This window comes from Kitasatospora sp. NPDC127067 (assembly GCF_042724755.1).
Taxonomy (GTDB): Bacteria; Actinomycetota; Actinomycetes; order Streptomycetales; family Streptomycetaceae; genus Kitasatospora; species Kitasatospora lactacystinica.
The window spans coordinates 1-12,382 of sequence record NZ_JBHXEM010000083.1 but is presented as its reverse complement, the minus strand read 5'-3'; the positions used below and the strand labels follow the sequence as shown (position 1 = coordinate 12,382).

Annotated in this window: 6 protein-coding genes; 4 read left to right on the top strand and 2 right to left on the bottom strand. The window is 74.9% G+C overall.

The window, feature by feature from the left end:
* Window positions 1-41: 41 nt before the first annotated feature.
* Both ACFWJ4_RS27855 and ACFWJ4_RS27850 read right to left on the bottom strand, forming a co-directional pair.
* Window positions 42-1,160 carry a radical SAM protein gene (locus ACFWJ4_RS27855; protein WP_359898409.1) on the bottom strand — a complete coding sequence of 373 codons (1,119 nt, stop codon included), beginning with the start codon at window positions 1,158-1,160 and terminating at the stop codon, window positions 42-44.
* Between the two features lie 48 nt (window positions 1,161-1,208).
* Entirely contained in the window at window positions 1,209-1,928 is a 720-nt protein-coding gene (locus ACFWJ4_RS27850; RefSeq protein ID WP_380356263.1) for a Phenylacetic acid catabolic protein, read from the bottom strand.
* 398 nt (window positions 1,929-2,326) lie between these two features.
* On the opposite strand from ACFWJ4_RS27850, the gene ACFWJ4_RS27845 reads away from it, so the two are divergent.
* From ACFWJ4_RS27845 to ACFWJ4_RS27830, 4 genes are all read left to right on the top strand, one after another.
* A complete protein-coding gene (locus ACFWJ4_RS27845) occupies window positions 2,327-2,785 on the top strand; it encodes a PaaI family thioesterase (RefSeq protein ID WP_380548341.1) in 459 nt (152 codons plus the stop codon).
* 271 nt (window positions 2,786-3,056) lie between these two features.
* A complete protein-coding gene (locus ACFWJ4_RS27840) occupies window positions 3,057-3,224 on the top strand; it encodes a hypothetical protein (RefSeq protein ID WP_380548338.1) in 168 nt (55 codons plus the stop codon).
* Window positions 3,225-3,440: 216 nt separating this feature from the next.
* The gene (locus tag ACFWJ4_RS27835) at window positions 3,441-4,688 is read left to right on the top strand and encodes an MFS transporter (protein ID WP_380548335.1); all 1,248 of its coding nucleotides are present in this window, start codon (window positions 3,441-3,443) and stop codon (window positions 4,686-4,688) included.
* A 267-nt stretch (window positions 4,689-4,955) separates the two neighbouring features.
* Window positions 4,956-12,382 (top strand): SDR family NAD(P)-dependent oxidoreductase (locus tag ACFWJ4_RS27830; RefSeq protein ID WP_380548332.1); only part of this gene is annotated, 7,427 nt, incomplete at its 3' end.

Genomic DNA, 12,382 nt, shown 5'->3' with positions numbered 1-12,382 from the left:
GTGGGGGCGGTGGCCGGGGACGGCGCGCAGGGGCGGTGGGCTCAGGCCGTGGTGCCGGCCTTGCTCGCGTGGTACGGGGCCCAGTGCCACTGGCGCCAGTAGCTCTCGGCGATGTCCAGCCACTGCTCCAGCCGGGCCGCGTCGTCCAGGAAGCGGTTGGCGCTGACCACCAGCCAGCTGTAGACGGCCTGGCTGTCCCGGCAGCCGCCGCAGTCGCCGGAGGTGCAGCAGAACTGGAGCGACTCGTAGTCGGCGCCCCAGACGTTGAAGCCGGGGATGACCGGGTTGCCGTTGGCGACGCGGTCCTCGTGCTCGGGGGCGTCGACGCTGAGGCTGGGGCAGACGTCGTAGCCGAAGCGGCCGCCCCAGTGCGTCCGGCCGGTCACCAGGGTCCGGATGAAGTACGGGTGGCTCACCACCGCGTGCGGGTAGAGGTCCTTGACCCGCTGCGCCTCGTCCAGCACCCGCTGCTCGTTGGCGATCTTCAGCGGGGTCTCGGTGCCGTGCTCGCTGTAGAAGTTGAAGGTGACGATGTTGCCGTTCTCGGCGATCTTCCGCACGGTGGGCTCGATGTGCTCGACCCCGGCCTCGGAGAGCGCGTAGATGAACAGCACCCGCTGGTCCTCGCGGTAGTGCTTGAGCGCGGTGTCGAACAGGCCGGTGAACTTGGAGCCGTTGACCCGGATCGCGCGCAGGTCGTCGTCGAGCGGGCCGCCGCCGAAGATGCTGACCGCGATGGCGATCTTCTCGAAGCCCTGCTTGGGCATCGGGCGCAGGCCGTTGGTGGAGATGGTGATGTACGGCAGCTGTTCGACGAAGGCCTCGACCCGGCGCGGGACGAGGGTGGGCTCGCCGCCGATCAGGGTGGCCTGGTTGACGCCGTCGTCGGCCAGCTTGCGGGCGAAGGCCCGGATGCGGTCCAGGTCGGAGAGTTCCTTGACGGCCGTGTCGAAGCCGCCCTCGAAGTACCAGCAGCCCTTGCAGCGGATGTTGCAGGTGTTGGTGAGGTGGACCTCGCAGGACCGGACCTCGCGCCCCAGCCGGCGCAGCCGGTGCAGGCGTTCGGCCAGGTCGGGCCGGTCGGCGAGGAGTTCGGCGGTTCGCGCCTTGGCCTCGCGCCGGCTCAGCGGGCGCTGTTCGATGGTGACGGGTGTTGCCATGGCGGTGGGCTCCTCGGGAGTCGCGGGATCGGCGTGCTGCTGCGACTGCTACTCCGGGAGGCGCAGACCCAGGTTCTTGATGCGCGGGGTGACCTTCTCCCGCCACAGGTCGCAGGCCTGGCCGTTGGTGGTCTGTCGCAGGCCGAAGCGGACGGCCAGCCTGGCGCGCTCGGAGCGCGGGCTGCCGAAGATCCGGATGAAGGTCGGCCACAGCCGGTCCAGGGCCTGCTGGAGCTGCTCGCGGCCGTCGTCGGTGGCGGCGAGGTTGCGGCACACCCGGGCGCCGTGGGCGATGTGCACCTTCTCGTCGAGGATGATGGTGCGCACCGCGTCGGCCCAGGGGCGGTAGCTGCTCTGCGCGAACTCGGAGATCATCACCATGGCCGTCTCCTCCCCGATGTAGGAGAAGATCCCGCGCTCGGCCCAGGTGGTGCAGTTGTGGAACTCCTGGGCCCGGAACAGGTTCCGCTCGGCCAGGGTCTGCTTCTCCATGTAGCCGGTGTCCACGCCGATCTCGGCGAGGACCCGCTTGCCGATCTTGTAGTGGTCGTACTCCTCGGCGGCACGCTCGGCGCAGACCTGCCGCTCCTCCGCGTCGGGGGCCAGCGGCAGGAAGACCTGCACGTAGTCGTCGCCGCCGGAGAGCTCGCCCTCGGTGTTGACCACCATGCCGCGGATCGCGATCTCCCGGTACTCCTCCGGCATCGCGAGGAACTCGTCGGGCGTGCGGACCACCACCGCCTCGTCGTCCAGAATGGAAATCCCCATGGCACAACACCCCGTCTCTGAAGCAGGAATCCGAAGCAGGACATGGTCGGGCGGGAGCGGCCGGGGCGGTTTCCACCGAGGCTCTCGATGACGACCACAAGGAAAAGGACGCCGCCCCCCAGCGGCCGGCGGAGCCTTGTGGCGGCTCCGCTGAACTTCCTCGGAGCGTAGGTGCTGCATTTTGGGCCGAACAAGGTCCCTCACGAATCGTGCCGGACGGATTCGGCCACCCGACACCGCCGGAGGGACTGGTTCCGGCCACCGCGACACCGACGCGACATGCGCAATTATCGTTCCTGTAACGGATCTTGGCGGTTGACCACGGAAAACGAAGCTGGCCGGAAGCAGGCCTGGACCACTCCGGGCGTACCGCCGGGCCGACGGTTACGCTGACCCCCATGACCACCGACTCGAACACGGCGGTCGCCACCGTCGACGTCCTCCTGGGCCCCGACCGGCTCAATGAGCTGATCACCGACCAGTTCCCCGACTACGCCGCCTGCCGGGTGACCGACGTGGACGGCCACGCCCTGACCATGGCGGTGGACGGCGACCGGCTGCGCACCCGCCCGGGCGGCACCGTCTCGGGCCCGGAGCAGGCCGGGCTGTGCGACCTGGCCGCGTTCCTCCTGATCAACGCCCGGCTCGGGCCCACCCTGATGGCGCTGACCAGCTCGCTGCAGATCAGCTTCCTCAACCGGCCGCGCCCCGGGGCGCTGCGCGTGCACGCCAGGACAGCCAAGTTCGGGCGCCGGCTGTGCGTGGTCCTGGCCGAGCTGCTGGACGCCGACGGCGTCCTGGTGGCCAGCGCCACGCTGACCTACGCGATTCCGCAGGCCCGGCCCGGGACGGCCTGACAGCCCCCCTCGGCGCCCCTTCTCGGCGCACTCCTTCTCCGCACGCCGGTTCCCCGCACGCCGACCCTCCGCACGCCGGTTCCCCGCACGCCGACCCTCCGCACGCCGGTTCCCCGCACGCCGACCCTCTGCGCGCCGGTTCCCCGCGCACCGGTTCCGCCCTGCCGCCGTTCCGACCCCGACGGCCGGACGAATCCGACATTACGAATACGGGGTGGGGTATATTGACAGGACGGCCCCACCCCTGGGGGCCCGGAGAACGGAGAACGAGATGTGCAGACGAGTCGCCTGCCGCACCTGCGGGAAGCCGACCTTCGCCGGGTGCGGGATGCACGTGGAGCAGGTCCTGGCCGGGGTGCCCGCGTCCGCCCGCTGCGACTGCGCCGCCCGGGGCAGCACGGGCAAGGGCTGGTTCGGCAGGCTCTTCGGCCGCCGCTGACCCCCGCGCCGCCCATCCCGCCCACCTGTCTGTACGCCAACAACCGGCCAGGGTGGCGCGAAAGATGACAGTAAGTCGGCCGAGTGCACGATCTTTTGGACAGGAAATGATCTAAGCATTGATCTGACACCCGTTCACCCTCTAGGTTGCGGTGCAATGTCACACTGAACCGCCATATATGGCGTGCCCGGGGGGACCACCGTGCCGGACACCGCATTGGAAGCAACGCACCAGGCCACGAGCAAGCTGCCCCGGGTCTTCTACCGGCTGGCCGCGGGCGACGCCCTGAACATGTACGGGAGCCAGCTCGACCTGGTCGCGCTGAGCCTGTTCGCCTACGAGGCCGCCGGCAACGCCCTCGGCACGGCCGGGTACCTGGTCCTGCGGCTGGGCGGCGGCCTCGTCGGCGGGCTGGTCGCCGGACGGCTGGTGGCCCGGCTGGAGCGACGGCGGCTGATGACGGGCTGCGCCCTGGCCCAGGCGCTGGCACTGGTCGTCGTCGCCCTCGTCCCGGCCTCGATGCGCATCCCCGTGCTCTACCCGCTCGCCCTGGTCCTCGGCGGCGCCGCCGCGGTGGCCTCCGTCGCGCTGCGGACCAGCATCCCCGAGATGGTCGGTGCCGAGCGCCGCGCCCGGGCCAACAGCCTGATGGCGAGCTGCCGTTCGACGGCGATGGTGCTCGGTTTCGCCTCCGCGGGCGTGGTGGTGGCCTGGGCCGGATTCCGGGCCGCGCTGCTCATCGACGCGGCCAGCTTCGTCCTGTTCGGGGCACTGGTGATCCGGCTGCCCCTGCCCACCCGGGCCGCCCCGGCGGAGGAACCCGCGACCCAACCGGAGGAACCCGCCCCGGCATCCGGGAAGCGCGGCCCCCGGTGGCAGGCACTGGTCGTCCTGCGGGCCGCTCCGGTGGTGGGCGCCATGGCGGGGATCCGACTGCTGGACGCCTTCGGCTCCGCGGCCCACAACATCAGCCTGCCGGTCTTCGCCAACCTGTCCTCCCCCGACAACCCGGCCGCACTGCTCGGCACCTTCTGGGCCACCTGGGCGATCGGCAACCTCGGCGCCCAGCAACTGGTCTCCCGGTTCATGCTGCGCCGGGGCATCGAGCCCGGCGAGCGCGGCTTCGCGCTGGGCACCTGCCTGATGTCCGCCTGCTTCATCCTGGTCTTCACCGACCTCCCGACCCCGCTCTTCCTGCTGGTCGCGATCGGCGCCGGCCTCGGCGACGGCTTCACCGAGATCTCCTACACCACCCGGATCCAGGCCCTCGCCGACGAGCGGCGCGGCGAGGCCTTCGGCATCCTCGCGTCCGCCGAGAACGTCGGCATGGGCACCGGGATGCTGCTGAGCGGCTCACTGCTGGCGGTGGTCAGCCCGCTGACCGTGGTCGGCGTCTCGCACGCCGTCCCGATCGTGCTGGCGCTCGCCTTCCTCGTCCTGGTCGCCCGCACCCGCCGCCGCTGAGCGGCCCGCCCGCCGACCCCGCCACCACCCCGGCCCCGCGCCGTACGCGACACCGGCCCGACGCACCACTCCCGCGACACCCCCACGCCGCACGCGACACCGCTCCTTCGCACCACCCTCCGGCGCCCGCGCCGTACGCGACACCGAGCTTTCCCCGCACCGCCCCGGCGCCCCCGCGCCGTACACGCCACCCGTCTCCGCTCCCCTCCCTGACCCGGGGCGGCCCACACCCGCGCCCCGGCACCGATCCGAAAGGTGCCGAACGTCATGAGCCCCACCGGTCCCGACCACGGCCGGCTGCGAACCCTGGAAGCCCGACTGCTGCTGCGCCCCGAGATCGCCGACTGCGCGCTGCTGCCCGTCGAGCACGGGAACGGCCGCCCAGGCCTGCGGGCCTACCTGGTGCCCGCCGTCGACGGCGATCCCGAGGCCCTGCGCCGCCGGGCAGCCGCGGCGCTGCTGGACGCCGACCCGAGCGCCGAGGTGCACCTCCTGGACGGCATCGTCCGCACCCCCGAGGGCGAACCCGACGCCGCCGCCCTGGCCGCGGCCCTCACCCGGGCACCGGCCGCGCCCGGCCCCGCCCTGCGCCACCTGCGTGAACTCACCGACCACTGGCGGCCGTTCGGGGAGGGGTCGGCGACGGCCGGCACCACCCCGGCGGAGCCGGCGGCCGCGCCCGCGGGCCCCGGGACGGAAGCCGTCGGCGCCCCGCTGCCCGCACCCGCGCCGGACGCGCCCCGGACGCTGCCCGAGGCGCTGCTGCGCGCCGCCGAGCTGCACCCCGACCGGGGGCTGCACCTGGTCCGGGCGGGCGGCGAGGCGACCCGGCTGACCTACCGTCAACTCCTCGCCCGATCGCGCGAGATCCTCGCCACCCTGGCCTCCGCCGGAGTGCGGGCCGGGGACCGGGTGATCCTGCAGGTCCCGGACCCGGAGCTCTACTTCCCCACCCTGTGGGCCTGCCTACTGGGCGGGGTGCAGCCGGTGACGGTGGCACGCCCGCCGGACTACCACGAACGCAACCCCGTCCTGGAGAAGCTCTGGCACGCCTGGCAGACCCTGGAGGAGCCGCCGGTGCTCGCCTGCGGGCCGGCGGTGGCCGGCCTGGAGCGGCTCGGGGAGCTGTACCCGGCGCCGGGCCTGCGGGTGATCGCCGTCGACCGGCCCGTCGACCGGCCCGTCGACGGCGACCGGCCGGCGGCCGCCGAACACGCCCCCGCCCCCGGCGACGTCGCGATCCTCCAGCTGTCCTCCGGCAGCACCGGGCGGTCCAAGGCGGTGCAGATCACCCACCGCGGCATCCTGGAGTACACCGCCGGAGCCGTCGCGAACGGCTGCGATCCGGCCGACGTCACGGTCAACTGGCTGCCCCTGGACCACGTCGCCGGACTGCTGATGTTCCACCTGCGCGACGTGGTGCTGGCCGCCGACCAGGTGCAGGTGCCCACCGAACTCGTCCTCGCCGACCCGCTGGTCTGGCTGGACGCGCTGGAGCGCTACCGGGGCGCGCACTCCTGGTCGCCCAACTTCGGCTACCGGCTGGTCGCCGAGGCCGTCCGGGCCGCCGGGCCCGGACGCCACTGGGACCTGTCCGCGGTCAAGTCGCTGATCAACGCCGGCGAGCAGTGCACCGAAGCGGTGCTGGACGAGTTCCTGGCCGCCACCGCCCCGTTCGGCGTCCGCCCCGAGCACCTGCTGCTGGGCTGGGGCATGGCCGAGACCTGCACGGTGATCACCTACAAGCGCTACCACGAGGACGGTTCCCGCCGGCTGGTGCGCACCGACTCGCTCAGCGGCCGGCTGGAGCCCGCCGACCCGGACTCGGCCGAGCGCGGCACCGGCTTCCTCAGCATGGGACGGCCCGCGCCCGGCACCCGGATGCGGGTCACCGACGACAACGGGCGGGCGCTGCCCGAGCACTGGGTCGGCCGGCTCCAGGTCCGCTCCGGCCGGGTGACGCCGGGGTACCTGAACAACCCGGCCGCCAACCAGGAGGCCTTCGTCGGCGACGACTGGTTCGACACCGGGGACCTCGCCTTCCTGACCGACGGCGAGGTGGTGCTCACCGGCCGTCGCAAGGAGATCATCATCGTCAACGGCGTGCACTACTTCTGCCACGAGCTGGAGGACGTGGTGGCCTCCGTGGCGGGGGTGCGCTCCGGCCACGTCGCGGCCTTCGGGGTGCCGGACGAACGCACCGGCACCGAGCAACTGGTGATCGCCTACGTCCAGAGCGACCCGCAGGCCCCCGCGCCGCCCGTCGCCGCCGAGGTGCGGCAGCTGCTGGCGGCCCGCCGACAGCCCGCGCCCGCCCTGGTGCTCCCCGTCCCGGCGGCCGATTTCCCCCGCACCACCAGCGGCAAGATCCAGCGCACCGCGCTGCGCCGCCGGCTGCTGGACGGCGAACTCGACGACCACGTCGTGGCGCTGGACCTGGCCGAGGCCAACTCCCGGACGCTGCCGGACTGCGTGCGGCGGCTCGGCTGGGAACCCCGCCCGGTTCCGCAGGCCGTGGCCGCTCCGCTGGCTGACGAAACGATCCTGCTGCTCGGCCCGTCCGGCCCCGGCACCCTCACCGAGGCCCTGGCCGCCGCCCTGCCGAACGCCCTGCTGGTGGACCGGCCCCCGACCACCGACCCCGAGGACTGGCTGCGGGCCCTCGGGGACCGGAAGGCCGACCGGCTGGTCTACCTCTGGAGCGCGACGGCCGACGGACCGGACCGGCCGGACGAGTCGCTGCTCGCCCTGCTCCGGGCGCTCCCGGCCCGGCCGCCGCTCCGCGAGCTGGTCTCCGTCAGCGCCGGGCTGCACGCCGTACTCCCCGGTGAGCTCCCCAGGCCCACGGCCGCGTTGACCGCGGCGCTGACCGCCGGGGCGCGGGCCGAACAGCTGGTGCCCGCCGCCCGGCATCTCGACCTGCCGGGCGAGGCACCGGCCGCGGACCAGGCCGCCGCCCTGCTCGCCCTGCTCACCGATCCCCGGCCCGAACCCGAATCCGCCTGGCGCGCCGGCCGCCCCTGGGTCCCCCGGCTGGAAACGGCCGAGGCCGCCTCCGCGCCGTCCGGGGCGGGCTGCTCGCTGCTCACCCCCGGCGCCTGCTACCTCGTCACCGGCGGCCTCGGCGGGATCGCCGCCGAGCTGCTGCCCGGGCTGCTGCGCGAGTACGGCTCCCGGCTGCTGATCGTCGGCCGCAGCGACCTGGACGCCCCGACCGCCGAGGCCGCCGAACGCCGGGCCGCACTGCGCCGACTGGCCGCCCAGGGCGGTCAGGTCGGCTACCGCCAGGCTGATGTGACGAACCGTCAGCAGCTGGCGGAGGTCGTCGCCGAGGCCGAGCGGGAGTGGCAGGCGCCGCTGGACGGCGTGCTCCACCTGGCCGGCGGCTACCGGCTCGCGCTCCTCGCCGACACCGGCACCGAGGGCTGGCGGGAGGCCGTCCGGACCAAGGCCGAGGGCACCGACCACCTCATCGAGCTGGTCAAGGAACGGCCCGGGGCGCAGTTCGTCGCCTTCTCCTCGATGATCGGCCTCCAGGAGGCGGTCGGCTCCACCGGCTACGCCGCCGCCAACCGCTACCTGGAGAGCACCGTCGAGCGGCTGCGCCGCGAGAGCGGCACCCCGGCCTGGACGATCTCCTGGGGCCTGTGGCGCGGGGTCGGCATGAACCGCGACACGGAGAACGAGCAGGCCGCCACCGGCCGGGGCATCGCCGTGCTGAGCGCCGCCCACGGGCGCCGACTGGCCGCCCTGCTGCTGGCCGGCGCCCCGGGTCACCGGTACGCCGGTCCGGACCCGAGCTCCCCCGCCGCCCGGCGCCGGCTGCGCGCCACCGCGCCCCGCCCGGTGACCGCGGCCGCCCCGGCACCGTCCACCACGACGCCGTCCACTGTGGCCCCGGGCACCGCGGCACCGGACGGCCGGCCCGCCGCACAGCCCGTCCCGGGCCCCGGCCGGACCGCACCGTCCGGGCTGCGCCGACTCGTCCTGGACGCCTTCGAGTCCGTCCTGGACAGCCCGCTGGACCCGGGCCGCCCGCTCGCCGAACTCGGCATCGGCTCCCTCCAGTTGATGCGGGTGCACGGCGCACTCAGCACCGTGCTGCCCACGCCCCCGGCGCCCACCGAGCTGTTCCGCCACCCCACCGTGGACGCCCTGATCGAGCACCTGGCCGCCGAACCGGCCGTGCCCACCGCTGCGCTCCGCTCCCCCGCCGCCGGCACCGACGCCGGGCCGGCCGACGACCGCCGGGTGGCGATCGTCGGCCTGGCGCTGCGCCTGCCGGGCGCCGACACCCCCGAGCAGTACTGGCGGAACATCGTCGAGGGCGTCCGGAGCACCACCCGGTTCACCGAGGAGGAGCTGGCGGCCGCCGGACTGCGCCCGGAGGAGTACCGCCACCCCGACTTCGTCCCGGTCACCGGGGCGCTCACCGACGTCGACCATTTCGACGCCGAGGCGTTCGGCATCAGCGGCACCGAGGCGGCGCTGATGGACCCGCAGCAGCGCCTGCTGCTGGAGATCTGCCGCCAGGCCCTGGAGGACGGCGGCTACGACGCGCCGGACCCGGAGCGCCGGGTCGGGGTCTTCGCCGGAACCGGGATGACCCTGTACGCGCTGCGCAACTACTACCAGCACACCCTGGCCGCCACCGCCGACCCGGCCGAACCGGTGGCCGCCCTGCAGACCGCGATCGGCAACCAGGCGGACTTCGCCGCCACCCGGGTCGCCTACCGGCTGGGCCTCACCGGTCCGGCGATCGGCGTGCAGACGGCCTGCTCCACCTCGCTGGTCGCGGTGCACCTGGCCGTGCAGTCCCTGCTGGCGGGCGACTGCGAGCTGGCCCTCGCCGGGGCCGCCGCCCTGCACATCCCGCAGGCCGCCGGCTACCGCTACGAGGAGGGGTCGATCCTCTCCCCCGACGGCGCCTGCCGGGCCTTCGACGCCGACGCGGGCGGCACGGTCGGCGGCAACGGCGTCGCCGCCGTCCTGCTCAAGCGCCTCGACCGGGCGCTCGCCGACGGCGACACCGTGCACGGGGTGATCCTCGGCTCGGCCGTCAACAACGACGGCGGACGGAAGGTCGGCTACACCGCGCCCAGCGTGGACGGGCAGGCGGCCGTGGTCGGCCGGGCCCTGGACCTCGCGGGCGTACCGGCCGAGAGCATCGGCTACATCGAGGCCCACGGCACCGGCACCCCGCTCGGCGACCCGATCGAGTTCCGGGCGCTGGACCAGGCGTTCCGGGCCCGGACCGAGGCCGCCGGGTTCTGCTCGCTCGGCTCGGTCAAGCCCAACATCGGCCACCTGGACACCTGCGCCGGAATGGCGGGCCTGATCAAGGCGCTACTGGTGCTGCGGCACGGCACCGTCCCGCCGCTGGTGAACTTCACCAGCCCCAACCCCGCACTGGAGCTGGCCGGCAGCCCCTTCCGGCTCGCCGCCGAGCGCCGGGACTGGCCGGACGGCCCCACCCCGCGCCGGGCCGGGGTCAGCGCCCTGGGCGTCGGCGGCACCAACGCCCACCTGGTGCTGGAGCAGGCCCCGGCCGCCGCCTCGGTGCCCGCGCCGCGGCCGGCCCCGACCGTGCTGCCGCTGTCGGCCCGCACCGCCCAGGGCCTCACCGAGCTGGCCGGACTGCTCCGCGACCGGCTGGACGCCGAACCCGCCCCGGCATCCGGCGACCTGCCGCTCACCCTCGGCGCCGGCCGGCGCGCGCTGCGCCACCGGCTGGCCGTCACCGGCCCCGACCCGGCCGCCCTGCGCAAGGGCCTGGACGCCTTCCTCGCGGGCCGGCCCACCGCCGGCGCGGCCCACCGCGAGACCGGGCGCGGCGAGGTCCGGCCGGTGCTGCTCTTCACCGGCCAGGGCTCCCAGTACCGGGGCATGGCTGCCGAACTGCACGCCGCCTTCCCGGTCTTCCGCGCCGTCCTGGAGGAGTGCGACCGGCTGCACCGCGCGGCCTGGGACGAGCCGCTGCTGCCGCTGCTGCTCGACCCCGCCGCGCAGGGCACCGAGGACACCTGGACCACCGAGGCGGCGCAGCCCGCGCTGTTCGCCCTCCAAGCGGCCTACCTGCGGCTCTGGCAGGAGCTCGGCGTGCGTCCCGCCGCGGTCGCCGGGCACAGCGCCGGGGAGTACGCGGCCTTCCACGCGGCCGGCGCGCTCGACCTGGCCGACGGGATGTTCCTGACGGCGCTGCGCGGCCGGCTGATGCACCGGCTGACCGAACCGGGCGCCATGACGGTGGTCTCGGCCGGCCCGGACCGGCTGGCCGGGCTCGGCGACTGGCTGCCCGGGGTGGACCTGGCCGTGGTCAACGGCAAGGGCCAGTGCGTGCTGGCCGGCCCGCCGCGCGAGATCGCCGCCGCCGAGGCCGTACTGGCCGCCGACGGGGTGACCACCGAACGCCTGGCCACCGACCGGGCGTTCCACTCCCGCCTGCTCGACCCGATGCTCGACCCCTTCCGCGACCAGCTGGCCCGGCTGCGCCTGCGGCCGCTGGCCGTCCCGCTGGTCAGCAACCTCGGCGGCGAGGTGCTGGCCCCCGGGACCGTCCCGACGCCCGAGTACTTCCTGCGGCAGACCCGGGAGACCGCCCGGTTCGACCAGGTGCTCGCCGCGCTGGACGGACTGGACCACGAGCTGTTCCTGGAGCTCGGCCCGCACCCGACGCTGACCGGCATGGGCCGCCGGGAGCTGCCGCACCGCCACTTCGTCGCCGGCGGCCGGCGCGGCGCCTCGCCGGAGCAGCAGTTCGACGCCGCCGCGGCCGCGCTGTGGTCGCACGGCGTCCCGCTCGACTGGGCCCGCTTCGCCGCCGCCCGGGACTGGCCGGACGGACCTGCCCGCCGCGTCCCGCTGCCCACCACCGTCTTCCAACGCCGCCGCCACTGGTTCACCGCCCCTGCCCGGCCCACCACCGAGGACCCCGCCATGCACCAGGACCCACCCCAGCAGAGCGCGCCGGCCGCAGTGCCGGCCGCCGCACCGACGCCGAGCCCCGAGGAGCTCGCCGAGCAGGCCGTCCTGCGCCAGGTCGTCGAGCAGACGGCCCGCCAGCTCGGCTACGACGAGGCCTCGGTCGGGACGGACGAGCCGTTCTTCGACCTGGGCGCCGACTCGCTCTCGATGATCAACATGATCCGCGACCTGGAGCGCGCGTTCCGGGTCCGGGTGTCGATGCGCGAACTCTTCGAGGCGGCCGACACCCCGGCCCGGCTGGCCGGGCTGATCGCCTCCCGGCTGGAGCCGGCGGTGCTGGCCACGCTGCTGCCGGCCGCCGAGCCGGAGCCCGTGGCGGAGCCCGAGCCCGTGCCCGTTCCGGCGGCCGCCCCGGCTGCGGCGCCCGCTCCGGCCGCCGTTCCCGCTGCCGCTCCCGTTGCCGTCCAGGCCGCCCCGGTGGCCCAGGGCGCACCCGCCGTCCACCCGGCCCCGCCCGTCCAGGCACCGCCCGTCCAGGCCCCGGCCGCGGTGCCGGTTCCCCAGCCCGTTCCCGTCGCGCCCACCGCCCCGCAGGCGGTGCCCACCGCGCTGCGGCCGGTGACCGACGGCACCGGCCTGATCGAGCGCCAGCTCGCGCTCCTCGGCCAGTTCTCCGACCTGATGCGCGACCAGCTCGGCCTGCTGGCCGGCGGCGGCGCGCCCGCGCTCCCCGCGGCGCCCGTGCCCGCGGCCCAGCCTCCGGCGGCGGC